The organism is Mycobacterium sp. UNC410CL29Cvi84 (assembly GCF_000686745.1).
In the GTDB taxonomy this organism is placed as follows: domain Bacteria; phylum Actinomycetota; class Actinomycetes; order Mycobacteriales; family Mycobacteriaceae; genus Mycobacterium; species Mycobacterium mucogenicum_B.
Map to the genome: position 1 here is coordinate 154,265 of NZ_JMLM01000003.1, position 26,334 is coordinate 180,598.

Below are 26,334 nucleotides of genomic sequence, written 5' to 3' on the forward strand. Positions count from 1 at the left end.
AACCCCTCCCTCCGACTGCCACATGATGTCAAAATCCGAAGAAGGAAGACGGACACCGGTTTCAAACTCGGTCTTCTGGCAATATTACCGACGAGTAAGGTTCAGGGTTCATCTACATAGTGGGGTGGAACATGGCAGCACAGCTCGCCGAGCAGGTCACGTTGGTGGCCGCCGCCGGAACCGAAGGCGGGGGCGCTGCCCTCGACCAGGTGATCGGGATGTCCGTGGCCACGGGCATCATCACGGCCGGCCTGTTGTGGATCGGTTATCTGCACCGGCAACGCCGCATCACCTGGCTGAAAGACCTGGCCGACAAAGCCGGCCGCAAGATGAACCGACCCAGCTGGGTGGCGCTGCCCTCGCTGCTGTTCATCTCGACGATCATCTGCGCGATGTTCGGCTTCATCTGGGATGTCAGCCTGCACATCGGCAAGGGCCGCGACGCCGGCCCGCTGGCCAACCCGGCCCACTACTTCATCCTCGTCGGCCTGTTCCTGCTGTTCATCGCCGGCTCGCTGTCGATCATCCTGCCGTACGACAAACCCGGTCCGGCCGCCATCAAGATCACCAAAACCTGGTACGCGCCCGTCGGCGGCGTGCTGATGGCCGGTTGCGGCCTGTACGCGCTCATCGGCTTTCCGCTCGACGACATCTGGCACCGGATCTTCGGTCAGGACGTCACGCTCTGGGGCCCAACACATTTGATGCTCATCGGCGGCGCCGGTCTGTCGCTGGTCGCCACGCTGCTCCTCGAGCGCGAGGGTGATATCGCGATGGGCTCCGACGCCCCGGCCGCCCGCAACAAGGTGCTGCCGTACCTGGCCTTCGGCGGTCTGGTGATCGGTCTGTCGGTGTTCCCGGTCGAATACGACTTCGGCGTCGAACAGTTCCGGCTGGTGCTGCATCCCATGCTGATCGCCGCCGCCGCGGCCATGTCGCTGGTGGCAACCCGGCTCACGCTCGGACGGTTCTCCACCTTCGGCGCCATCGCCTTCTCTTGGTTCATCCGGGGCCTGGTCATCCTGGCGGTCGGGCCGATTCTCGGTTCTCCGTACAGCTGGTTCGCGCTCTACCTGGGTTCGGCCGTCGTCGTGGAACTGATCGGGCTGACACCCCTCGTCAACCGTCCGATCCTGTTCGGCGCGGTGGCCGGTCTGGGCGTGGGGACCGTCGGCATGTGGCTGGAATCGTTCTGGGTCGACTCCATGTTCCGCACGCCGTGGCCCAGCAGCATGTGGGGTGAGGCGCTGACGATGTCGACGCCCGTCGCCATCGGTATGGGTATGTGCGGCGCGCTCCTCGCCATCGTGCTGTCCGGTCAGCGCCTGCCCGCGCGGCCGATCGGTATCGGCATCGTGGTCGCCACTGTCGTGGTGATCGGCGCCGCCGTCACCAATGGCCTGAACGTCACGGTCCCGGAGCACGCCCGCGCGCAGATCACCCTCAGCGACGCACCGAGCCCGGCCGGCGAGCGCCTGGTGAACGCCGACATCCAGATCACGCCGGCCAACCTGGTCAGTGACGACCCGGAGTGGGTGACGCTGATGGCGTGGCAGGGCAAGCTCGCCAATGAGCGCGGCCTGGTCGTCGACCACCTGCAGCAGGTGGGTCCGGGCCACTACCGGTCCACCCGGCCGATCCCCGTCTGGGGCACGTGGAAGACCGTGCTGCGCGTGCAGGACGGCCGGACGATGGCCGCGGTCCCGGTGTATCTGCCGGCCGACCCCGGTATCGGTGCCGAGGAGACGCCCGCGATCTCGACGACCCGCGACTTCATGGAGGAGATCAAGGTCCTGCAGCGCGAACGCAACCTCGACGTGCCGTCGTGGCTGTACCCCGCGGCGTCGCTGATCGTGCTGGTCTGCTCGCTGATCCTGATCGCGTTGCTGAGTTGGGGTGCGGGACGGATCAATTCGCGTGAACAGTTCAGCGCCACCGAGACCAGGGAACCCGTCGGACAGCCGTGACCTATCTCGCCGACCACTCGCTATTGTTGGCACTGCCGGCGTTCGCTCCTGCTTTCGTCGTGGCCGGGGTCGTGGCCTGGGTTGCCATGAAAGACCGGCGCGCCGGCTCCGACGGTGACGAAACCGACTCGGAGACACCAGGTTCAACCGATGAGGACGGTTCCGCGTGACCTTTGTGAAGACCTTCGCCGTGGCCGGCGCTGTCGCCCTGGCGCTTGCCGGCTGCAGTAGCGGCAACGACAAGTCGACCGGCAGCTCACCGAGTGCCACCGCAAGTGCCACACCGCAGTTCACCAACCAGCAGGCCCCGCCGGCACGCGTCTACGTCGACGTGACCATCGCCGGCGGCACCGCCACGCCACTCAACCAGCAGGTGCAGGCCAAGCTCGGCGAGCCGATCATCCTGCGGGTCAACAGTGACGCCGCCGACCAGCTGCACGTGCACTCGAGCCCCGAGCACACCTTCGACATCAAACCGGCGAAGGATCAGCAGTTCCAGTTCACGGTGAGCGTGCCGGGCAAGGTCGATGTCGAGCTGCACCACCTGGACAAGACGGTCGCCACGATCACGGTGCAGTGACCTCTTCGGTCCTCGCGCACGGGCTGGGCGGATCGACTGATCTGCCCATCCCCGTGACGTACGCCCTGATCGGCGCGGCATGGGCGTTGACCTTCACCTTCGCGGTGGTGGCACTGGCATGGCGCAAGCCGCGGTTCGATCCAGAGGCGCCGGGACGCCCGTTGCCGCGCTGGTTGACGACGGCCGTCGACGCACCCACCACGCGCTGGGCGGTCGGGCTGCTCGCCCTGGCGTTCGCGGGATGGGTCGCGGTGGCGTCCGTCGTCGGGCCCACCGGGCCCGGCAACGCGCTGCCGGGTGTGTTCTACGTACTGCTGTGGGTCGGAATCGTCGCGCTCTCAGCGCTTTTCGGCCCGGTGTGGCGGGTGCTGTCGCCGGTGCGGACCATTGCCCGATTGCTGCGGCTGAGCCGGGACGCGTATCCCGTGCGGCTCGGCTACTGGCCGGCCGCGGCCGGGCTGTTCGCGTTCGTCTGGCTCGAGCTGGCCAGCCCAGACCCGGGTTCGGTTGGCGCCGTGCGTATCTGGCTGCTGGTCTACCTCTGTGTGACACTGGCCGGGGCCGCGGTGTGCGGCACCCGCTGGTGCTCGCATGCCGATCCGTTCGAGGTGTACAGCGTCGTGGCATCGCGGTGTGCTCCGGTGCGGCGCAACGCAGATGGGCAGATCGTCGTCGGCAATCCGTTCAATCACCTACCCACACTGCCGGTCCGGCCGGCCACGGTGACGGTGCTCGCAGTGCTGCTGGGGTCGACGGCCTTCGACAGTTTCTCCGCGACGCCGGCGTGGCGCGGGTTCGTGGAGGCGCACAGCAACGGCACCTGGCAGGCCACCGGACTGAAAACCGTTGGGCTGGCGGTGTTTGTCACGACCGTCGCGCTGTCGTTCAGCCTCGCCGCCCGCGCCACCGGCGGCGTGGACCGTGCGCGGCGCCGGGAGCTGCCCGGTTTGATGGCGCACTCCCTCATCCCGATCGTCATCGGCTATGTGTTCGCGCACTACCTGACCTATCTCGTGGAGAAGGGTCAGCAGACCGCCTTCCAGCTCCTGGGCCTGCACGATGCGCACGTGTACTACGTGCTGTCCATGCATCCGTCGGTGCTGGCCACGACCAAGGTGCTGTTCGTGGTGGCGGGGCACATCGCCGGAGTCGTCGCCGCACACGACTGCGCGCTGCGCATCCTGCCCAAGCGCCATCAGCTCACCGGGCAGCTGGCGATGATGCTGGTGATGGTCGGCTACACGTTCACCGGGTTGTACCTGCTGTTCGGCGGATAACCTCCGAATCCTTGACAGCCGCCGGGGCGCGGCGCAAAACTGAGGACATACGTCCTCAGATGGAGGTTGCATGACAGCCACAGTGCCCGCGGAACCGACGCTCAAGCAGCTGCACGGCCGCGCCTTCGCGTCCCTGTACGACGAGATGGACTATCAGGTCGCCCGCATCGACGGCACTCTCCCGCCCGAACTGACCGGCACGCTGTTCCGCATCGGCCCCGGCAAGTTCGAGGTCGGCGACACCGTCCTCAAGACCATGTTCGACGCCGACGGCATGGTGTCGCGGTTCGTCCTCGACGGACAGTCCGTGCGTTTCACCAACCGCTACGTGCGCACCAAGCAGTACCGCGGCGGAGACGTGATGAGCCAGCGCGGCATCACCACCAACGCGCCCACGCTGCGCGGCAATCTGCTGCCGCCGGCCAACACCGGCAACACCAACATGGCCACGATCTGCGGCGAACTCCTGGCCATGTGGGAGGGCGGCCCGCCGTACAAGATCGACCCGGACTCGCTGGACACGTTGGGCTACAAGCGCTTTGACGGTGACCGCCTCGGCTATCTCGGTTCCTTCTCCGCCCACCCCAAGTGGGATCCGCACACCGGCGACGTCTACAACTTCGGTCTCGACCTGCTGCCCACACCGCGGCTGCGCTGCTTCAAGGTGGACCGCACCGGGCGCAGCCACCAGATCAGTTCGCTGAAGTTGTGGGACATGGTGTGGAACCATGACTTCGCCCTCACCGAGACCCACATGGTGTTCGTGCTGGATCCGTTGCGCCCCAACATCCCAACGCTGTTGCGTACCCGATCACTCGCCAAAGCCCTGGAATACCAGACCCGCAACGGGTCGACGCGGTTTGCCCTGGTGCCGCGCGACGGGTCCAAGCCCCGCATCATCGAGCATGAGGCGCTGACGCACATCCACGTCACCAACGCCTTCGAGGACGGCTCCGACACCGTGGTGGAGTTCTTCCGCTTCGAGGACTCGGACGTCTTCGGCAAGCTCGGCAAGGCGTGGCAGGACCCGGCCGATCCCACCGATCCCCGTGCGCACCTGACCATCGATGAGTGGCCCCGCGGACACCTGTCGCGGTTCCGGATCAGCAAGTCCGGCCGGATCACCGAGACGGTGCTATCAGCAACAGCACCAATGGAATTCCCGCAGTACGACTGGCGCCGTTCGACGCTGGAACACAACGTCACCTACGCCTGCAAGGCCACCGAGGATGTGGGCCACTACAACGCCGTGACGCGCATCGACCACCGCACCGGCGTGCAGACCACGTTCGATTTCGGTCTGGCTCAGACGGGTGAACCGTTGTTCGTACCCCGCTCCCGCACCGCCGCCGAGGACGACGGCTGGCTGCTGGTGCTCAATCACGATCTGCGGAGCCATCGTTCGCAGCTGGTGATCTTCGACGCCCGCACCATTGAGGACGGCCCGCTGGCCACCGCGCATCTGGAACACCATCTGCCGATCGGGTTCCACGGCACGTTCAGTCGGCGTATCGCGGGCTGACCGCCCGCTTTCGGCACCGGCCCGAGCCCTGGGCAGCCTCGCGCCACGCCGCACCCGATCGGTGGTGGCGGTGACTCACCTTGCAGGACTGTCACTTTCACCATCGGAGTCTTCCCCCTCGGTCGGATACAGGGTGGGGTGGTGGTTGTGGTTGGTCCTTGGCTGGCCGACATCGAGCAGGGGTGGTGGGGTCCAGTGGGTTCTGCCGTCGGGGCCCATAGTGGTGGTCCAGCCGCCGGTATCGGCCAAGCGGTTGTCGCGCCCGCAGGCCAAGGTCATGGTGTCGACATTGGTCAGGCCGTTATCGCGCCAATTGGTCAGGTGATGCACCTGGCTCCGCGACGCCGGCGCGGTGCAATTCGGGCGGGTGCAGCCGCGGTCACGGGCGAACAACGCCAGCCGCTGTGCCGTGCTGGCGGTGCGGGCCGCCCGGCCCAGATACAAGGGTTGGCCGGTGTGGTCATCGAATACCGCAAGGTAGTTGTCTGAGCCTTGGGCGGCCATCCGAACCAGATCCTTGACCGGGAGCTTGGTACCGGTGTGGGTGAGTGCCATCCCGGTGCGTTTTTCTAGGTCGGTCAGGGTGCAGGTGGCGACCACCGCGACGGGGAAGCCGTTGTGCACACCGGAGGTCCCGGTGGCCAGCATCATCCGGCCCACGAATTTGAAGGCGTCGTACTGACGCTGCGCCAGGGTGCGCGTGTCGTTGTCGATCTGTTCCTGGGTCGGGGTGCCGGAGTAGCAGGGGTGCGGGTCGGCGGGGTTGCACATGCCCGGGGCGGCGTACTTGTCGAACAGCACGTCCCAGTAGGCACGGCCTTCCGGATCGAGTTCGGCGGTGACGTCGGTACGGCCGTCAGGGCGCTGCTTGCCCATCACGAACGACCGCTTCGGGTCGGGCTCAGTGTCGTCGGGTTCGGGCCCGTCCTGATCCAGCCGGTACAACAAATCCGCCGCAACTTTGCGCAGGTCCTCGGGGGTCTTGACCCTCGCGTCGGCCACCAGATCCGTTTCACACTGGGCCAGGGTGACCGGATCAGCCGCCCACAACGGGACCTTGCCGAAAAACCAGGTGATCACCGCGACGTGCTCGCCATTGATCGCACCCTCAGCCAGCGCCGCGGCGACCAACTCCCACACCGGGCCCAACGCCTCCCCCGTGATCGCCGAGCGCGGACCCACGTTGTCGCAGTCCCGCACCCGGCGACGGGCCTCCTCCCGGCTGATCCGCAGCCGCACATGCAACACCTCAGGCCAATCCTTGGCCCCGATCTCCTTCGCCGTCGCCTGGGTTTGGGCGGCCGCCAGGATCTGGTGATCGACCGCCTCGGCGGCGCACTTCAGGGTCTCGCGGCGGGACTGCAGCTCCAACAATGTCCGCACATCCAGGCCGGTGTAGTCCAGGGACGCCAGCCGAGCGTGCGCAGCTTCGTAGGCGGCGTACGCCTCCTCGACAACGGCTGGATCGGTCAATCCCATACTCGAACACTAGTTCGAACCACTGACAAGAAATCGACTGGAATGTGACCCTAGTTATCTACCGTGACCAGCGCGAACAAAGTGACCAAAGTTGTTGGCGAGCGCTTTACAGCAATCGGCGAGTGGCCGCTAGAACAACATGAACTGATCGCCGGCCGGAGTCCGGTCGACAAATTCCTCGACATCCGAGCCGCCGACCACATGGCCCAGCAGCGTCATGAATTCGGCGTCGGAGACCAACGGCACGCCGAGCTCACGAGCCTGGTAGCCCTTGCCCTGGGCGGGCGCCGGTTCGTTGCAGATGACCAGCGAGGTCTGGGCGTCGACGCTGTCGGAGTAGGACAGCCCGACGTGCACGATGCGCTCGATGACTTCTTCGTGCGTACGGACCATCTCGCCCGACAGCGCCACCCGCATGCCCTGCACCAACGGCTGCCCCGGCACGAACCGGCCCGGGTTGGCATAAGCACATGGCAGCCGGGACGCCAGCACCTTCAGCGGCCGGAGCTCGTCGTGCGTGATGGCGCCGCTCGGCCAACGCTTGCGACCCACGTTGCGGATGGGCAGCCAGCGCCGGTGCTCGCGCGCCGCGGCCAGCGCCGGTTTGAGGATCTGGGCCAGCACCATGGCGTCGTCGAGGGCGTCGTGCGGGCGAATCTGCGTCGCGCCGTAGTGCGTCGCCAACGTCTCCAGGCGCAGGTTCTCGGTGCCCAGGTTGAGCCGGCGGGTCAGCTCGACGGTGCACATGACGCTGTCGACGGGCAGCACCGCGCCGACGCGCTCGCACTCGGCGGCCAGGAAGGCGTAGTCGAAACCGGCGTTGTGGGCGACCAGGGTGCGGCCGGACAGGACGGCGGCCAGATCGCCGACGACCTCACCGAACGTCGGCTGGCCCGCCAGCATCTCGGAGGTCAGGCCGTGCACGTGCGTGGGGCCGGGATCGACGCCCGGATTGAGCAGGCTGCTGAATGAACGCTCGACGTTGCCGTCGTCTCCGAGGGCCAGTGCCGCAACGCTGATGACGCGCGCATGGCCGGGATCGAAGCCTGACGTCTCGACGTCGACGACAGCCCAACCCGCACCGGCATCGGTGGCCGGTCGGCCCCAGCCGAGGTTGGTTTCGCCCACGTGGCAAGGATGGCACGGACCCCTGACAAGATTCGGCGGGCACCACAGCGTGTCGCCGCCCGAATCAAGCGATGACCGCCCTCGGCGGGTTGCTCGACGCTATCGTCTCGGGCATGACCACGATCGACCCCGACGCCCCCGTCCTCGTCACGGGCGCCAGCGGGTATATCGGCAGCTGGATCGTCCGCTACCTGCTCGAAGCGGGGCACACCGTGCACGGCACTGTGCGCAATCCCCAGAAGCCGAAGGGCTTGGAACACCTGCACAAGCTGTCGGCCGATCACCCCGGCAAGCTCAAACTCTTCAAGGCGGACCTGCTCGACACCGGCAGCTTCGACGAGGCGATGGCCGGCTGTGAGCTCGTCATGCACACCGCGTCGCCGTTCCTGCTGCAGGGCGTCACGGACGCGCAGGAGTCGCTCGTGCGCCCCGCGCTGGAAGGCACCCGCAACGTGCTCGATTCGGTGAACCGCACCGAAAGCGTCAAGCGGGTGGTGCTGACCAGCAGCGTGGTGGCGATCTACGGCGACGCCCGCGAATCGCGCGACGTCCCCGGCGGCGTGTTCACCGAGGACCAGTGGAACACCACCAGCAGCGTCGACCACCAGCCGTACTCGTACTCCAAGACCGTGGCCGAGCAGGAGGCCTGGCGGTACCAGAAGGCGCAGGACCGCTGGGACCTGGTCACCATCCATCCGGGCCTGGTGCTCGGGCCGTCCCTGACCAGCGCCAGCGACTCGGCCAGCCTCGCCACCATGAAGCAGTTCGCCGACGGCACCATGCTGACCGGTGCGCCCGAGCTGACCATGGGTGTGGTCGACGTCCGCGATGTCGCCGACGCGCACCTGCGCGCCGGTTACACGCCCGATGCGCACGACCGCTACCTCGTCAACGCCGCCTCCCTGAGCCTGCTGGAGATCGGCCAGATCCTCCGCGGCAAGTTCGGCGTGCTGTATCCGTTCCCGTGGCTGAACGTGCCCAAGGTGGCGGTCAAGGCCGTCGCGCCGGTCATCGGGTTGACGCGCGAGTTCGTCGACACCAACGTGGGCTACCCGCTGGTCTTCGACGCGAGCCGCAGCCAGAGCGAGCTCGGATTGGTGTATCGGCCCATCGAGCAAACCGTCACCGACCACTTCCAGCAGATGCTCGACGACGGCATCGTGCGCAAGCGGCCGAGCATCCGGCTGCCGTAGTGGGCACCCTCACACGTGTCGTCACATTCGGGACGCCCCTCCTAGACTTCCGGGGATGATCACCGCACGAGGACGCGTCGCGCTGGGCGCGGGCGCCGCCGCCCGCTGGGCGTCGCGTGTGACGGGCCGCGGTGCCGGCGCCATGATCGGCGGGCTCGTCGCCATGAAGCTGGACCCGTCGATCCTGGGACAGCTGGGTTCGGGACGTCGCTCCGTCGTCGTCACCGGGACCAACGGAAAGTCGACGACGACGCGGATGACGGCGGCGGCGCTGGCGACCCTCGGGCCGGTGGCATCCAACAGCGAGGGCGCCAACATGGACGCCGGTCTGATCGCCGCGCTGGCCGGATCGCGCAAGGCGACGCTGGCCGCGCTCGAGGTCGACGAGATGCACGTGCCGCACGTCTCCGACGCGGTGGACCCGTCGGTGATCGTGTTGCTCAACCTGTCCCGCGACCAGCTGGACCGGGTCGGCGAGATCAACCACATCGAGCGGACCCTGCGCACCGGGTTGGCCCGCCATCCCAAGGCCGTCGTCGTGGCCAACTGTGACGACGTTCTGGTGACCTCGGCCGCGTACGACAGCCCCAACGTGGTCTGGGTCGCCGCCGGCGGCGGCTGGTCCAACGACTCGGTGAGCTGTCCGCGCAGCGGCGAGGTGATCGTCCGCGAGAACGGCCACTGGCATTCGACCGGTACCGACTTTTCCCGTCCGACCCCGCAGTGGTGGTACGACGAGACGAATATCTATGGGCCGGACGGCTTTACCGCCCCAATGACGCTGGCCCTGCCCGGCACGGTGAACCGCGGCAATGCGACGCAGGCCGTGGCTGCGGCGGTCGCGCTGGGTGCGTCGCCGGCCGCCGCGGTGGCCGCGGTGTCGACTGTCGACGAGGTCGCCGGCCGCTACCGGACCCTGCACGTCGGCGAGCACACCGTCCGCATGCTGCTGGCCAAGAACCCCGCGGGCTGGCAGGAGGCGCTGTCGATGGTCTCCAGTGATGTTGCGGGAGCAGTCATTTCAGTGAACGGCCAGGTGCCCGACGGCGAGGACCTGTCGTGGCTGTGGGACGTGAACTTCGAACATTTCGTGGACTTCCCGGCGCCCATCGTGTCGGCGGGCGAGCGCGGCACCGATCTCGCGGTGCGTCTCGGCTACGCGGGCGTCGACCACACGCTGGTGCACGACACGTTGGCCGCCATCAAGTCCTGCCCGCCCGGACACGTCGAGGTCATCGCGAACTACACGGCGTTCCTGCAGCTGAGCCGGGAGCTGGCATGAGCACGGTGCAGATCGGCCTCGTCCTGCCCGACGTGATGGGCACCTACGGTGACGGCGGCAATGCCGTCGTCCTGCGACAGCGCTTGCAGCTCAGGGGAATTGATGCCGAGATCGTCGAGATCACGCTCAACGACCCGGTGCCGGATTCGATGGACCTCTACACCCTCGGCGGCGCCGAGGACTACGCGCAGCGCCTGGCGACCCGCCACCTGCTGCAGTACCCGGGCCTGCAGCGCGCCGTCGAGCGCGGCGCTCCGGTACTGGCGATCTGCGCCGCCATCCAGGTGCTCGGCCACTGGTACGAGACATCGTCGGGTGAGCGCGTCGACGGCGTCGGACTGCTCGACGTGACGACCTCACCGCAGCCCGAGCGCACCATCGGCGAAGTGGCGTCGGTACCGGTGATCGACGGCCTCACCCAGAAGCTGACTGGCTTCGAAAACCACCGCGGCGGAACCGATCTCGGCCCCCTGGCCAAGCCGTTGGCGCGCGTGGAGAAGGGCGCCGGCAACCGCGCGGGATCCGGGTACGACGGTGTCGTGCAGGGCAGCGTGGTAGCCACCTACCTGCACGGCCCGTGCCTGGCCCGCAATCCGGAGCTGGCCGACTACCTGCTGGCCCAAGTGGTCGGCGAGCTGCCGCCGCTGGAACTGCCCGAGGTCGACCTGCTCCGCCGCGAGCGTCTCGCTTCGCCCCGCCGGGTTTGACCCCGCCGAATGCGCTTGAGCCCGTTGCTGTGAACTGACTGTCAACGCACACCGACGCGGTTTCACCGTTCGACAACCGGGTAGATACGAGCCACCACTGCCAGCTCGAGAGGTGTGCTCATGTTCGACTTCTTCTGCCCCCGGTGCGGCGACTTCACCTTCGAAACGGTCATCTGCCTACACTGCGACAGCTCGACGGCGCAGGAGCACGCCGAAGTAGCGTGAAAGAACTTGCGGTAGTGCAAATTTCACGCAGTGCGCCGCGCCGGCACGGCGGGTCGCTTGATTGGTTAGGCAAACCTTTCTGTATTGCGCAAAGCCATACACCCAGTTCAATTCTCGCGAGTTCGCCATGCACCGCACGCAGTCGTGGTGGATCATGAACCCCACGGTTCGGAGCCTCTCGCGAGCCGGCAGCACGTTGAGTATTGGCGTCTTCGATTAGGAACGGCGATATGTCCGAGTGCTTTCTGGCTGGCGAAGAAATCCACCAGCTCAATCGGGACCTGCGGATACTCATCGCGACAAACGGCACCCTTACGCGGATTCTCGGTGTCGTCACCGGCGAGGAAATCGTCGTGCAGGTCGTCGCGCAGCAGCTGCATCCGCACGGCGGCGTCCAGTCGGAGCAGCTGTCGGGCAGCAGGATTCTGCAACGTCGGGTCCTCCTCAACGGCCAGACCTCGGGCCGCCGATTCGTCGGGGCCGAGTCACTCATCGCCGTCGACCTGCTGCCCCCGACGATCGCGGCCGACCTGACGAGCACGAGTGCACCCATCGGCGAGATCATGGCTGCCAGCCGCCTCGAAACGTTCAAGGAGCCGGCCGACATCTGGGTGGCGGAATCACCTGACTGGCTCGCGGCCGCAACGGATCAGGCCGCGCAAGAGAGGACCGTCAGCCGCCGGTACCGCATCATCCTCGACGGCCGGCCCGTCATCGTCATCACCGAGTACTTCCTCGATTTCGAGACGACGGCCTCATGACGCTGCCCAATGGGAATGTGGCAGCGCTGCTCGCAGAACGTGCATCGGAAGCCGGGTGGCGGGACAGACCCGCCTACCATGCGCCGCACGTTGTCACCCATGGCCAAATCCACGATGGCGCAGCACGTTTGGGTACCATTCTGCAACGCCGCGGCCTGTCCACCGGGGATCGGGTCCTGTTATGCCTGCCCGATTCTCCCGAACTCGTCCAGCTGCTGCTGGCTTGCCTGGGTCGCGGCATCGTCGCGTTCCTGGCCAACCCTGAGCTCAATCGCCGTGACCACAGCTTCGCCGAAACCGACACGGACCCGGCGCTCGTCATCACGTCCGGCGCGCTCCTCGACCGGTTTCGCGAGTCAACCGTTGCTGACGCCGCCGAGTTGGTTTCCGAAGCGGCCGATGCCGATCCGGCCGGCTACGAGCCGCTGACCGGCGACGGTCATGCCTACGCCACCTATACCTCCGGTACGACGGGTGCGCCGAAAGCCGCCATCCATCGGCACTCCGACGTGTGGGCCTACGTCGAAGCGATGTGCGACCGGGCGCTGCAGCTCACCGCGAACGACGTCGGACTGTGCAGTGCGCCAATGTACTTCGCGTACGGGCTGGGAAACGCGGTCTGGTTCCCCCTCGCGACAGGCAGTTCCGCGGTCATCGTCAAACGACCGGTGACCCCGGAAGCGACGGCCGAGCTGAGCACCACGTTCGGCGCATCAGTGCTCTACGGCGTGCCAACGTTTTTCGCGCGCATCGTCGATGCCTGCTCTCCCGAGTCGTTCCGCTCGCTGCGCTGCCTGGTATCAGCCGGCGAAGCTCTGGACGTCCGGCTCGCCGAGCGAATGACGGAGTTCTTCGGCGGTATCCCGATACTGGACGGAATCGGCTCGACCGAGGTGGGGCAGACGTTCGTCTCGAACACCATCGGGGACTGGCGGCCCGGAACCATCGGAAAAGTTCTCCCGCCCTACCAGATTCGTGTCCTTACGGCGGAGGGCACGTCGGCGCCTCCCGGCGTGGTGGGCAACCTCTGGGTCCGGGGTCCGTCGATATCGCCGGGCTACTGGAATCGCCCGGCCGGAACTCTCGTGCGGGATGGCGACTGGCACGACACCCGCGACCGGGTGTCCGTCGACGCCGACGGCTGGGTGACGTACTGCTACCGCGCGGATGACACCGAGATCATCGGTGGCGTCAACGTCAATCCACGGGACATCGAGCGCCTCATCACCCAGGACGACAGGGTCGCCCACGCGGCGGTTGTCGGGGTGCGAGAGTCGCCCGGCGTCTCGGCGCTGCAGGCGTTCCTCGTCCCGGCCGAAAATGCCGTCGTCGACGAGTCCGTCTTCCGAGACCTCCACCAGCGCTTGATTTCTCAGCTGTCTGCAGTCCAGGTGCCGCACAGATTCGCCGTCGTCGAGCAGCTCCCCCGCACGTCGACCGGCAAGCTGGTCCGCCCCGCACTTCGCGCCGAAAGCCCGGCACCGCCGATCTGGGACTACCCCGCCGCCGAAACACCCTCGGATACACCGTCGCCCGCTCCCGAACGCACACCGAACCATGTGACGCTCAGTGACCGGGTCGCTGCCCTGCAGCAGGAACAGCACCGGCTCGTCGCCGATACGGTGTGCGCCGAGGTCGCGAAGATGCTGGGCCTGACGGACCCGCAATCATTGAACCGAGAGCTCGCCTTCTCTGAGCTCGGCTTCGATTCGAAGATGACGGTCGAACTCCGCAACCGGCTGACAGCCGTTACAGGACTTCAGCTTTCGGACACCGTCGGCTGGGATTACGGATCGATCGGACAACTGGCCCGGCATGTGGAAGCCCAACTGTCGTCCGGAAGCGGTCCGGCCGCAGCGGCCCCGCCAGCGGCGGCCGACGAGCCGATCGCCATCGTGGGCATGGGCTGCCGCTTCCCCGGCGGCGTGGATACGCCGCAGGGGCTGTGGGAACTGGTGGCGAACGCGCGGGATGTGGTGTCGGAGTTCCCCACCGATCGGGGGTGGGATGCGAACGGCTTGTTCGACCCCGATCCCGATGCGGCGGGCAAGACCTACACGCGCTGGGGTGGATTTCTCACCGATGTGGCCGGCTTCGACGCCGGCTTCTTCGGAATCGGCCCCAGTGAGGCACGGGCGATGGATCCGCAACAGCGGTTGCTGCTCGAATGTTCATGGGAAGCCTTGGAGCAGGCCGGAATTGATCCGGCTTCGTTGCACGGCTCCGCCACCGGGGTGTTCACCGGGGTCTTTGCGCAGCGCTACGGCGCCGCGGGAACCGACAGGCTCGAAGGTTACGGGCTCACCGGTTCGGCACTGAGTGTGGCCTCGGGCCGGGTGTCGTACGTGTTGGGGCTGCAGGGGCCCGCGGTGTCGGTGGACACGGCGTGCTCCTCGTCGTTGGTGTCGCTGCACTGGGCTGCGCAGTCGCTGCGGTCGGGCGAATGCGACCTGGCCTTGGCCGGTGGCGTGACGGTGATGACGTCGCCGGAGACCTTCATCGGGTTCAGCCGGCAGCGGGGTCTGGCCCCTGACGGCCGGTGCAAGGCTTTCGCGGGCGCCGCGGATGGAACAGCGTGGGGTGAGGGCGCCGGAGTGCTGGCGCTGGAGCGGTTGTCGGATGCCCAGCGGTTGGGACATCCGGTGCTGGCCGTGGTACGCGGCAGTGCCGTCAACCAGGACGGCGCCTCCAACGGCCTGACCGCGCCCAACGGGCCGTCGCAGCAGCGGGTGATCCGGTCCGCCCTGGCCAGCGCGGGGTTGACGGCGGCCGACGTGGATGTCGTCGAGGGTCACGGGACCGGCACCACGTTGGGGGATCCCATTGAGGCGCAAGCACTTCTGGCTGCCTATGGGCAGGACCGCCCGGCGGAGCGGCCGTTGTGGGTGGGCTCGATCAAATCGAACATGGGTCATACCCAGGCCGCCGCCGGCGTGGCCGGGGTGATCAAGATGGTGCAGGCCATGCGCCACGGCGTAATGCCGGCGACGCTGCACGTCGACGTCCCTTCCCCTCGCGTCAACTGGGACCGCGGCGCCGTATCGGTGCTGACCGAGGCCCGGCCCTGGCCACTCGACGGGCGCCCCCGCCGGGCCGGCGTCTCGTCGTTCGGCATCAGCGGCACCAACGCGCACGTGATCCTGGAGCAGGGTCCGACCGCCGAGCCGGAAAGCCCTGGGCCGACGAACCCGAGCGGGCCACTCCCGTGGGTCATTTCGGCCAAATCGGCCGAGGCGCTCAGCGCGCAGGCCGACCGCTTGTCGGCACATCTGCGCGCCCATCCGCAGCTCGAACCCGTCGACGTGGGGTACTCGCTGGCCCGACGTTCGACGTTCGAGCATCGCGCGGTGGTACTGGGTGCCGATCGTGCGGCGCTCACGGCGGGATTGGCCGCGTTGGCCGCCGGGGAACCGGATGCGGCGGTCGTGGCGGGCCGCGCCGGCGCGGTGGGCAAGTCGGTGGTCGTGTTTCCGGGGCAGGGCTCGCAGTGCCTCGGCATGGGCCGGCAACTGTACGACCAACTACCGCTGTACGCCAAGACTTTTGACGCCGTGGCCGACGAGCTGGACCGGCATCTGCGGCTGCCGCTGCGCGAGGTGCTCTGGGGCTCCGACAGCGGTCTGCTCGACAGCACCGAATTCGCGCAGCCCGCGCTGTTCGCGGTGGAGGTGTCGTTGTTCGCGGTGCTACGGAGCTGGGGCGTCGCTCCCGACTTCGTGCTGGGCCATTCGGTCGGCGAGTTCTCTGCGGCGTACGTCGCGGGGGTACTCACGCTGCCCGACGCCGCATTGTTGATCGCCGCGAGGGGACGCCTGATGCAGGCGCTCCCACCGGGCGGTGCGATGACGGCGGTGAGCGCCGGGGAACACACGGTGGCACCGCTGTTGGCCGACGGCGCGGTCATCGCGGCGATCAATGCGCCTGAGTCGGTGGTGATCTCGGGTCCGCAAGGCGCCGTCAACGCGACCGCAGATCGACTGGCCGGGCAAGGCCACCGGGTGCACCCACTCGCGGTTTCGCATGCCTTCCACTCGCCGTTGATGGAGCCGATGCTCGACGAGTTCGCGCGGATCGCCGCGCGAGTCGAACCGCGCCGGCCACAGATTCCGCTGATCTCGAATGTGACGGCCCAATCAGTCGGTGCAGACGGCGATTTCGGCTCGGCGAGGTACTGGGTGGAGCACATCCGCAAACCGGTGCATTTCGCCGATGGCATCCGGAACCTGCAGACCCACGGCGCGACGCACTTCATCGAGGTCGGTCCAGGCAGCGGGCTGACGGCCGCCGTCGAACAGTCGGTGTCACCGGCCGAACCCGTCACGGTGTCGCTGCTCGGCAAGGGCCGGCCAGAGACGACGGCACTGCTGCACGGCGCCGCCCGGTTGTTCACCACCGGCATGCCCATAGCGCGGCCGGCACTGTTCGACGGCTCGGGTGGACGCCGGATCGAGTTGCCCACGTACGCATTTCAGCGGCGTCGCTTCTGGACGATGCCGACCGCAGCCGGGCCCGCCGGCACAGCTGCGCTGGGCCTCGACGCGGCACACCACCCGTTGTTGAGCGCGGTGCTCGAGCGGCCCGATTCCGGCGGGGTGGTCTTGACCGGGCGCTTGTCCTTGGCGGAGCAACCATGGTTGGCCGATCACCTGATCGGCGGCGTGGTGCTGTTCCCTGGCACGGGATTTGTGGAACTGGCCCTCCGGGCCGGCGACGAGGTGGGCTGCGGAACCATCGAAGAGCTGGTGCTGGCTGCGCCCCTCGTCCTGGACGAGGACGCCGCGACGCAACTTCAGGTGGTGGTGAGTGCTGCCACGGAGTCGGGCAGCCGGGCGGTCTCGGTGTACGCACGTCGCGACGAATCCGATGCGGAGTGGTCACTGCACGCCGAGGGCACCCTGACCGCGCGTCCTGTGGAACATTCGGCAGACCTGACAGCGTGGCCGCCGCCCGGTGCTGTCCCCGTGGATGTTTCGGACGGCTACGCGCGGCTCGCCGAGCGCGGCTACGAATACGGGCCGGCGTTCCAGGGCCTCGTCGCGCTCTGGCGGCGCGGCCAGGAGCTCTTCGCTGAGGTCGCCGCACCCGATGAGGCGGGCGTGGTCGACACGATGGGCATCCATCCGGCAGTGCTGGATGCCGTGCTGCATGCCGCGGGACTTGCCATCGACACCGCCCAAAGGATGTTGCCGTTCTGCTGGCGCGGCGTGACGCTGCACACCGGCGGCGCCGTGCGGGTGCGGGCCCGCATCACCGTGCTGGGCGACGACGAACTGTCCGTGGAGGTTGCCGACGATGCCGGTTCGCCGGTGCTGACGGCGCGCTCACTGACCACCCGCCCGATCACCGCCGACCAACTCCCCGCCGCCGCTGGCGGACCACTGGAAGTGATCTGGACGCCAATATCGTTGAGCCCCAAGGTCGAACCCACGGATCGTGACCGGGTGGTCGTGTGGGAGTACGCAACCGCCGACGACGATGTGGTGGGCTCGGTGCATGCCGCCACCCGTGCCGCCCTCGAGGTGCTGCAGGATTGGTTGGCCGACGAGCGGGCCGGCACGTTGGTCGTGGCGACCCGTGGTGCGGTGGGGCCGGCCGGCGAGGATGTCAGCGATCTGGCGGCCGCGGCCGTGTGGGGTCTGGTGCGCTCGGCACAGGCCGAAAACCCCGGCCGGATCGTGCTTCTCGACACCGACGGCAGCGTGGACCCGACGGAACTGGTCGCCGCCGGCGAACCCCAACTCGTGATGCGGTCCGGCAAGGTGCACGCCGCCCGATTGGCCGCGGCCCCAGCACTTTTGGCGCCACTGGACGGTGCGTGGCGGTTGACCGTCGGCGGTGACGGCACGCTGGAGAATCTCGCCATCCGGGCCTGCCCCGAGGTGGAAGCCCCGCTGCAACCCGGCCAGGTGCGGGTGGCGGTGGCGGCGGTCGGGATCAACTTCCGCGACGTGATGGCGGCATTGGGCATGTATCCCGGCCAGTCCCCCGTGCTGGGCGCCGAGGGCGCCGGCGTGGTGGTGGAGACCGGTCCGGGCGTCTCGGGCGTCGCGGTCGGTAATGCCGTGATGGGACTGATGGCCGGCACGGGCCCGGTGGCCGTGGTCGATCACCAGCTGCTCACCACGGTGCCGGCGGGCTGGTCACTCGAGGAGGCTGCCGGGGTCTCAGTGGCATTCCTGACGGCGCTGTACGGGTTGGTGGATTTGGCCGGCATCTCTGCCGGGGAATCGGTGCTTGTGCACGCGGGTACCGGCGGGGTGGGCATGGCGGCGGTGCAGCTGGCTCGGCACTTCGGGGCGGACGTCTTCGTCACCGCCAGCCCCGGCAAGTGGAGCACGTTGCGCGCCATGGGTTTTGACGACGATCACATCGGCGATTCCCGGACCCTCGATTTCGAGGAGAAGTTCCTGGCGGTGACCGGGGGCCGCGGCGTCGACATCGTGCTCGACTCGCTGGCCGGTGAATTCGTGGATGCGTCGCTCCGATTGCTGGTCCGCGGTGGACGATTCATCGAGATGGGCAAGACCGACATCCGCGATGCCGAGGCGGTCGCCGCGCAGTATGCCAGTGTCCGGTACCAGGCGTTCGACCTCTCCGAGGCCGACCCGCAACGGATGCAGGCGATGCTGTGCGAACTGACCAAGCTCTTCGAAACGGAGCGGCTGCGACCCCTTCCCGTCACCACCTGGGACGTGCGCTGCGCACCGGAGGCCTACCGGTTCATCAGTCAGGCGCGCCATATCGGCAAGGTGGTGCTGACGATGCCGACGGCGCTGGCCGGCCGGCTCGCCGATGGCACGGTGCTGATCACCGGCGCGACCGGAATGGTCGGCGCGCATCTGGCCCGGCATCTGGTCGGCGCCTACGGCGTCCGGCACCTGGTGCTGGCCAGCCGGCGTGGGGATCGCGCCGAGGGCGCCGCCGCGCTGGCCGCCGAATTGGAAAGTGCCGGCGCGCAGGTGGATTTGGTGGCCTGCGACGTGGCCGATCCAGATGCGGTCGCCGCGATGGTGACGCAGTGCGGCCCAACATTGCGCGGAGTGGTTCACGCCGCGGGCGTCCTCGACGATGCGGTGATCGCCTCGCTGACCCCCGACCGGCTGGATGCGGTGTTGCGAGCCAAGGTGGACGCGGTCTGGAATCTGCACGAGGCCACCCGCCATCTGACTCTGGCGATGTTCGTGTTGTGTTCGTCGATCGCCGCCACGGTGGGCGCACCGGGGCAGGGCAATTACGCCGCCGCGAACGCGTTCCTGGACGGCTTTGCCGCCCATCGGAGAGCCCTGGGATTGCCCGGCACGTCGCTCGTGTGGGGATTGTGGGAACAGTCCGGTGGGATGACGGCCCACCTGAGCGACCGCGATCTGGCCCGGATCAGCAGCAGCGGGCTGGCGCCGATGACACCCGCACAGGCACTGCGGCTGTTCGACGACGCGCTGACGCACCAGCAACCCGTGATGGTGGCCGCCCGCCTGGACCAGGCAGCGCTGAACACCAAGGCCCGCAACGGAACTCTGCCGGCGTTGTTCAGCGGGCTGGTCCGCAGTCCCCGGCGGCGTCTCGCCAACGACGCCGGCGATGCCAACGGGTCGAAGTCAGCGCTGACGCAGCGTCTCAACGGCTTACCGCGCGACGAACAGCGCGCGCTCCTGACCGACATGGTGTGCGCGCAAGCGGCAGCGGTTCTCGGCCACCCCACGCCCGACGACCTCGACCGCGAGGCCACGTTCGAGGACCTGGGCTTCGACTCACTCACCGCCGTCGAACTACGCAACCGCCTCAAGACCGTGACGGGCCTGGCCCTGCCGCCGACCCTGATCTTCGACCATCCCAGCCCCAGCGCCCTCGCCACACACCTGGCCGGATCGCTCACCGACACCGATACTCCCGCGGCAGTGACGCACGTCGACGAGCCTGCCGGTCCTCCGGTGGACGACCGGCTCGCCTACCTGGACCAGGCCGCGTTCCTCGCGCTGCGCGCGAGCCACGGCACGGTGCTGCAGATGACCTGGATCTACGACCGGGCCGTCGACGTCGCCGCGTTGCGGCGGTTTCACCACAACCTCGACCATGGGTTGCTGGGGCGCCGGATCGAGCGGGCGGCAGTGCCGTTCGCGCGTGATCGCTGGGTCCGGTCTCCCGCGGCGCCCGACATCGACTTCGCCGCCGCGCCACGGCCGCGCGCCGAGGTGAGCGCATGGTCCGACGAACGCGCAAGGCTGCCGCTCGATCCCGAGCGGGGACCCGGATGGCACCTCGGGGTCCTCCCGCTCGACGGCGGCGCGACGGCCGTCAGCCTCGTGGCGTCGCATCTGATCGTCGATGCCATCGCCTTCGGGCAGGCGGTCGCCGACGCCGTCGAGGGCAGGACGCACGACCTCGGTTATCTGCCTCCGGCAGCACGGCCCCGCGGTCGCGCGCTGCGCGACGACCTGCGGCAGACGGTCAAGGACCTGCCCGACATGGCGCACGCCGTGGCCGCCGTGGCGCGGTTGGCCCGGCGCGAAAGCCCAGAGCTCCGGCCGCCGACGACGACAACGTCACCAAACAAGGCCGGCAGCAACCAGAAGGTCGACGTGCCCGGCCTCACCGCGCAGATCGACCTGGACGCCTGGGATGCCCGCGCGAAAAGCCTTGGCGGCGGCAGCAACTCGCTCATCGCCGGCATCGCGTGCCGGCTCGCGGTGGCGACCGGGCGCGTTCAGGAGGACGGGGCGGTCACCCTGCGCTTCGTGCTGTCGCGGCGGACCGAGGGCGATACCCGCGCCAATGCGCTGACGAGTGCCGACGTCGTGGTCGACCCCACGCACGTGGCGAAGGACCTCGCGGACATCCGCGCCAAGATCACGCGAGCCACCCTCGAGACCATCGAGAACCCTGACGACGAGGCCCTGGCGCCGACGGCCCTGGCGGCGATCACGCCGAAGTGGGCGGTCCGGAAGTTCGGCGCGATGGCAGCAGGCGGCGCCGTCCTGCCCGTCACGTGCTCCAACGTCGGTGACGTGCCGGCGGCGGTGAGCCGGCCCGACGGCACCGAGGCCGCCTACCTGTCGATGCGATCGGTCGAGCCCGACATCACGAGGGGCTTGCTCGAGGCCATGGGCGGGCAGATGTTCCTGTCGTCAGGGCGCGCCAGCGGGAAGATGTCGATCAGGATTTCCGCCTATCTCCCGGGCCGGCTCAATACCCGGGAAGCGTTGCGCGACAATGTGTCACGAGTTCTCGCCGAATTCGATCTGGATGCGCAGATCGACTACTGACCGCCTGCCGCGGCCTGTTCCCGGGCAGCACGGGCCACCGGCGAGTACTCCAGGTAGTCCAGTGCCATCTGTGTCGACGCTTCCGCGTTCGGGTGATAGCCGGGCCGGATGTAGCGGAACGGCACCGTCACCATGAGCAGCCAGGGACCCGGCACCCGGTACTCCCGTGAGGCGCGCAACCAATCGCGGAACCGCGGCTTGGCGGAAATGGTCGGGTCCGCGTTCATGAGGTACCGCATGCCTCGGTACCACGTGAGCAGGAAGCCGGGCGCGGTGAGCAGCATGGTGACTGCCCGCATGACGTAGTTGCCGCACAGATGCTGGTAGATGTCGAACACCAGCGCGCGGTGTTCGATCTCCTCGGCCCCGTGCCAGCGCAGCAGGTCCAGCATGGTCGGATCGGCGCCGGCGTAGTCGAGGCCGCGGTTCTGGATCGTCCACTGCCCCAGCGCGGCGTTGAACGGTTCCAGGGCGGCGGCCACCGCCAGGCGCTGGTACAGCGCCCACCGCTGCATCACCCGCGGCAATCGCGACTGTTTGGCAGCCGCCTTGTCGCCCACCGCGGGCAGTTCGGTGGACATCGTGCCGGTGAAGGGCGCGGTGTCGATGCCCTGTTCCACCAGATGCTGCAGCACCATCTGGTGCGCCTGGGCGTGCCAGGCCTCCTGCTGCACAAACGGCTTGATGGCGGCTTTCATCTCCGGGTCGTCGACGAGCGGTTCCGCCTCGTTGACGACCTGGATGAACCAGCGCTCACCGGCCGGCAGCATCAGATGCAGCACGTTCAGCATGTGGGTGGAAAACGGATCGCCGGGAACCCAGTGCAGCGGCGTGTCCGACCAGTCGAACCGGACCTTTCGGCGGTGGGTCGGATATCCGTCGTGGTGGACCTCGTGATCAGCCATGCCCACTCTTTTCCCAGTTGGAGGCGGTTCAACCCTACGCCAACAACCCCGCACCCTGCGCGATGAACGCCAGGCCGACGAGCGTCACGATCGCCACCACGATCTGCTGCCGGTAGCCGCCGACCCAGTCGTGCACTTTCCGCAGTGCCGCTTGGGTTTTCGCCGGTGCGACGACATTGCAGAGCAGCACCACCTCGACGACCGCGAGGCTCACCACGATGAACACGAGCGCGACGCCGATCTGCGTACCAATGGCGGCGCCCGACGCCAGGATCGTGGTCAGGGCGAACAGCACCAGCGACGGGTTCGGGCCGGCCCAGAAGCCGATCACCGCCGCGACCCACAGCGCCCCGCCCTCCCAGGCCCGCTGCGCACGCCCCAGCAATCCGCCCCGCGGCGGCGCGTCCGGGTCCCGGTGCAACAACTTCGAGATGGGTGAGACGTCGTCGCCCGGCGTGCGCCGGCGCGTCACCATCCGCACCGCCGTCACCGCCGCGATGACCAGAAGCAGCACGCCAACGGCCACCTGGAGGTGCCGCATCGTCGCGCTCGCGGTGGTCCGCGGATTGGCCAGGTCGTGCACCCACGCCAGGTCGGTGAAGTGCAACGCCAGCAGCGGAAGCATCAGCAGCATGACGCTCGCGGTCACGCAGCCGACCCAGTACACCAGCAGGTTCTGCGCCGGGCGCGGCCGGGAGATCAGCAACAGGTTGACGCCGAGGCGCACCGGATCGAACGCGATCGGCAGTGCCAGCACCGCCACAGAACCCCACATTGCCGCCAACTTACCGGGCGCGGCGCAGTGTCAGCTGGGCCGCAGCACCGGGATGAGCGCGTCGATCACCGAGCTGTCCTCGATGGTGGACGGGACGACGTAGTCGGTGCCTTCGGCGATCTGCCGCATGGTCTTTCGCAGGATCTTCCCCGAGCGGGTCTTGGGCAGCGCGCCCACGACCGTCACGTCACGGAAGGTGGCGACGGCGCCGATCTGGTCGCGCACCATCGCCGCGAGTTCCTGTTGCAGTACCCCGCCGTCGATGTCCGCCCCGGCCTTGAGCACGACATAGCCGCTCGGCCGCTGGCCCTTGAGATCGTCGTGGATGCCGATGACGGCGCACTCCGCGACAGCCCGGTGGCCGGCGATGACGGCTTCGATGCTTCCTGTCGAAAGCCGGTGCCCCGCAACGTTGATGACGTCGTCGGTGCGGCCCAGCACCGTCAGGTAGCCGTCGTCGTCGACGTAGCCGAAGTCACCGGTGAGGTAGTGGCCGGGGAACGCCGACAGGTACGACTGCACGAAGCCCTTGTCGTTCTGCCACAACCCGGCGAGGGTGCCGGGCGGCAGCGGCAGCTTGATGACGATGTTGCCCTCGACGCCGGGCGCGACCGGGTTGCCCGAGGCATCCACGATGCCGACGCGGTAGCCGGGTACCGGCACGGTCGGGGAGCCGGCCTTGATGGGCATGGGTTCGAGCCCGCGGAGGTTCGCGCAGATGGCCCAGCCGGTTTCGGTCTGCCACCAGTGATCGACGACGGGGCAGTGCAGCTTCGCCGAGGCCCACTCGTAGGTGTCGGGGTCCAGGCGCTCCCCGGCGACGAACAGCGTGCGCAGCGTCGAAATGTCATGGCCCGCAAGCATCGACGCTTCGGGATCAGCTTTGCGGATGGCACGCAGCGCGGTCGGCGCGGTGAACAGCGCTTCGACCCGATGCTGTTCGATGACCCGCCAGAAGGCGCCGGCGTCGGGGGTGCCGACGGGCTTGCCTTCGTAGAGCACCGTGGTGGCGCCGGCGATCAGCGGCCCGTACACGATGTACGAACTGCCGACGACCCACCCGATGTCCGAGGCCGTCCACATCACCTGGCCGGCGCTGATGTCGTAGACGTTCTTCATCGACCAGGCCAGCGCGACGGCGTGACCGCCGTTGTCGCGCACGACGCCCTTGGGCCGGCCGGTCGTGCCGGAGGTGTAGAGGATGTACAGCGGGTCGGTGGCAGCCACCGGCACGGGAGCGGCGGGCTCGGCCCCTGCGACCAATGCGTCCCAATCGAGGTAGCCCGGGTAGTCGGCGGCCTCTCCCGCGATCTCGCCGCGGTTCTTGACGATCACGGTGGCCGGCGCCGCGGTGGTCAGCGTCAGCGCCTTGGCGACGACGGGCAGGTACTCGACGGTGCGCCCCGGCTCCAGACCACCCGAGGCGGTCAGCAGCGCTACCGGCTGTGCGTCGTCGATCCGGGCCGCGAGTTCGTTGGCCGCGAACCCGCCGAACACCACCGAGTGGACGGCGCCGATGCGGGCGCAGGCCAGCATGGCGATGACCGCTTCGGGGATCATCGGCATGTAGATCACGACGCGGTCGCCCTTGGTGACGCCTTGTGCGGCAAGCACTCCGGCGAACCGCGCTACGCGGTCGAGTAGTTCGGCGTACGTGAAGGACTGTTGCACGCCGACCATCGCCGAGTCGTAGATCAGCGCGGTGCGGTCGCCGTTACCGGCCTCGACGTGGCGGTCGAGAGCGTTGTAGCAGGTGTTGAGCTGCCCGTCGGGGAACCAGCGGTAGTGCGGTGCCGCGGATTCGTCGAGCGCGCGGGTCGGCGCGACGGTCCAGTCGATGGCCTGCGCGGCCGTCAGCCAGAAGTCGTCGGGCCGCTCGGCGGCGGCCTCGAACGCCTCGCGATATGCGCTCACGCGATCTCCTTGACGACGGCGGAGAACACCGTCATGAACCAGTCGAGGTCCGACATCGAGAACACCAGAGGGGGTCGCACTTTGAGGATGTTGCCATGTCCGCCGCACACAGAGATCAGAACGCGGTTATCCCGCATCATGTCGACGATGCGCTGGGCGGTGCCCCTGTCGTGCTCCTTGGTGTCGGGGTCGGTGACGATCTCGATTCCGGTGTACAGCCCGGTGCCGCGGATGTCGCCGAGGAACGGGTACTCCTTGGCCAGGACGCGCAGTTCGGACCGCCATTGGTCGCCCACGGCCGCGGCGTGTTCGGCGAGCCCGTCGCCCTGGATGACGTCGAGGACGGCCTGCGCGGCGGCCATCGACACCGGGTTACCGCCGAAGGTGTTGAAGTACGGGGTTTCCCGCGCGAAGGCGTCGAGAATCTCCGGGCGGGCGGCCATCGCGGCGACGGGGATGCCGTTGCCCATGGGCTTGCCCATCGTCACCAGGTCGGGCACCACACCGTGCCGTTGGAATCCCCACATCGCCTCGCCGGTCCGCGAGAAGCCCGGCTGCACCTCGTCGGCGATGAACACGCCGCCGGCGCGGTGCACGACCTCGACAGCCGGCCCCAGGACCGACGGATCCACGTAGATGCCGTCGGAGGAGAAGATCGAATCCAGCAGCAGCGCACTGAACTTGTGGCCGTGCCGCTCGAGATCGGCGATCGCGGCGCTGATCTGGTCGGCGAACCAGCGGCCCAGCACCGCCGGATCGATGCGGTACGAGTCCGGTGCCGGCACCGTGCGCACGTTGGCGCCCAGTGGCACCCCGACACCCAGCGACGGTGACATCGCCGAGATCAGCGCACTGTTGCCGTGGTACGCCTCCGCGGTGACGATGACCCCGGTGCCGCCGCTGTACTGCTCGGCGACCCGGACCGCCAGGTCGTTGGCCTCGGATCCCGTGCAGGTGTACATGATCGACGAGATCTCCGCCGGGAACGTGGCCAGCAGTTGCTCGGAGTAATCGAGGATGCCGCCGTGCAGGTAGCGGGTGTGGGTGTTGAGTTCCGACATCTGTCGGGTGACGGCCTCGATGACCCGCGGGTTGCAGTGCCCGACGCTGGCCACGTTGTTGTAGGCGTCGAGGTACTTGTTGCCGTCGGCGTCATAGAGATGGGCGCCCGCGCCTTTGACCAGATGGACGGGCCGGTTGTAGAACAGCCGGTACGACGGACCCAGCGTCGATCGCCGCTTCTCGACCATGGCATCGGTGGTGGGGTCGAGCTCTTCCCCGCCGGTGTAGCTGTTGGAGTCCATGATTGTGGAGAAAGCCATGTTCGTTGTCCTTGCGGTAGAAAGCGATCGGCGCCGG

The 26,334-nt window shown here is 68.1% G+C and carries 15 protein-coding genes and 1 pseudogene; 10 read left to right on the forward strand and 6 right to left on the reverse strand.

The window, feature by feature from the left end; translation table 11 throughout:
• Positions 1–131 precede the first annotated feature (131 nt).
• The 5 genes from BR47_RS0106965 to BR47_RS0106985 all read left to right on the forward strand — a co-directional run bounded on the left by BR47_RS0106965 (position 132) and on the right by BR47_RS0106985 (position 5,346).
• A complete protein-coding gene (locus BR47_RS0106965) occupies positions 132–1,967 on the forward strand; it encodes a hypothetical protein (RefSeq protein ID WP_029119029.1) in 1,836 nt (611 codons plus the stop codon).
• Positions 1,964–2,137 (forward strand): hypothetical protein, encoded by a 174-nt coding sequence (locus BR47_RS33475; protein ID WP_020101023.1) that lies wholly within the window; start codon positions 1,964–1,966, stop codon positions 2,135–2,137. The genes BR47_RS0106965 and BR47_RS33475 overlap by 4 nt, the downstream gene beginning before the upstream one ends.
• Positions 2,134–2,547: a hypothetical protein gene (locus tag BR47_RS0106975; protein ID WP_020101024.1), complete on the forward strand. Its 414-nt coding sequence runs from the start codon at positions 2,134–2,136 to the stop codon at positions 2,545–2,547. Before BR47_RS33475 ends, BR47_RS0106975 begins: the two co-directional genes overlap by 4 nt.
• The gene (locus BR47_RS0106980) at positions 2,544–3,824 is read left to right on the forward strand and encodes a hypothetical protein (RefSeq protein ID WP_029119030.1); all 1,281 of its coding nucleotides are present in this window, start codon (positions 2,544–2,546) and stop codon (positions 3,822–3,824) included. The genes BR47_RS0106975 and BR47_RS0106980 overlap by 4 nt, the downstream gene beginning before the upstream one ends.
• A 70-nt stretch (positions 3,825–3,894) precedes the next feature.
• Entirely contained in the window at positions 3,895–5,346 is a 1,452-nt protein-coding gene (locus BR47_RS0106985) for a carotenoid oxygenase family protein (protein ID WP_029119031.1), read from the forward strand.
• Between the two features lie 75 nt (positions 5,347–5,421).
• Here the strand turns inward: BR47_RS0106985 and BR47_RS29920 are convergent, their stop codons facing one another.
• Positions 5,422–6,825, reverse strand: a complete 1,404-nt coding sequence (locus BR47_RS29920; protein WP_036426886.1) for an HNH endonuclease signature motif containing protein — start codon at positions 6,823–6,825, stop codon at positions 5,422–5,424.
• 129 nt (positions 6,826–6,954) lie between these two features.
• The gene (locus BR47_RS0106995) at positions 6,955–7,953 is read right to left on the reverse strand and encodes a DEDDh family exonuclease (protein ID WP_029119032.1); all 999 of its coding nucleotides are present in this window, start codon (positions 7,951–7,953) and stop codon (positions 6,955–6,957) included.
• 113 nt (positions 7,954–8,066) lie between these two features.
• Between BR47_RS0106995 and BR47_RS0107000 the strand changes: the two genes are divergently transcribed.
• From BR47_RS0107000 to BR47_RS32450, 5 genes and pseudogenes are all read left to right on the forward strand, one after another.
• Positions 8,067–9,146, forward strand: a complete 1,080-nt coding sequence (locus tag BR47_RS0107000) for an SDR family oxidoreductase (protein ID WP_225433782.1) — start codon at positions 8,067–8,069, stop codon at positions 9,144–9,146.
• A 55-nt stretch (positions 9,147–9,201) separates the two neighbouring features.
• Positions 9,202–10,428, forward strand: coding sequence for a Mur ligase family protein (locus BR47_RS0107005; RefSeq protein WP_029119034.1), 1,227 nt, complete (start codon positions 9,202–9,204; stop codon positions 10,426–10,428).
• A complete protein-coding gene (locus BR47_RS0107010; RefSeq protein WP_036426887.1) occupies positions 10,425–11,135 on the forward strand; it encodes a type 1 glutamine amidotransferase in 711 nt (236 codons plus the stop codon). The genes BR47_RS0107005 and BR47_RS0107010 overlap by 4 nt, the downstream gene beginning before the upstream one ends.
• Positions 11,136–11,590: 455 nt before the next feature.
• Complete coding sequence (locus BR47_RS29925; RefSeq protein ID WP_036426889.1) at positions 11,591–12,121, forward strand: chorismate--pyruvate lyase family protein; 531 nt, start codon at positions 11,591–11,593, stop codon at positions 12,119–12,121.
• Positions 12,118–20,016: pseudogene (locus BR47_RS32450) on the forward strand (SDR family NAD(P)-dependent oxidoreductase); the annotation flags it as partial. The gene BR47_RS29925 and the pseudogene BR47_RS32450, both read left to right, overlap by 4 nt.
• Before the next feature lie 1,358 nt (positions 20,017–21,374).
• Here the strand turns inward: BR47_RS32450 and BR47_RS0107030 are convergent.
• Genes BR47_RS0107030 through BR47_RS0107045 form a run of 4 tightly spaced genes read right to left on the reverse strand, consistent with a single transcriptional unit; the run spans position 21,375 to position 26,297 of the window.
• Entirely contained in the window at positions 21,375–22,286 is a 912-nt protein-coding gene (locus BR47_RS0107030) for a metal-dependent hydrolase (RefSeq protein WP_029119036.1), read from the reverse strand.
• Positions 22,287–22,320: 34 nt separating this feature from the next.
• Positions 22,321–23,061 (reverse strand): GAP family protein, encoded by a 741-nt coding sequence (locus BR47_RS0107035; RefSeq protein ID WP_029105126.1) that lies wholly within the window; start codon positions 23,059–23,061, stop codon positions 22,321–22,323.
• 30 nt (positions 23,062–23,091) lie between these two features.
• The gene (locus BR47_RS0107040) at positions 23,092–24,975 is read right to left on the reverse strand and encodes a propionyl-CoA synthetase (protein ID WP_020101037.1); all 1,884 of its coding nucleotides are present in this window, start codon (positions 24,973–24,975) and stop codon (positions 23,092–23,094) included.
• Entirely contained in the window at positions 24,972–26,297 is a 1,326-nt protein-coding gene (locus BR47_RS0107045; protein WP_020101038.1) for an aspartate aminotransferase family protein, read from the reverse strand. The genes BR47_RS0107040 and BR47_RS0107045 overlap by 4 nt, the downstream gene beginning before the upstream one ends.
• Between the last annotated feature and the right edge of the window lie 37 nt (positions 26,298–26,334).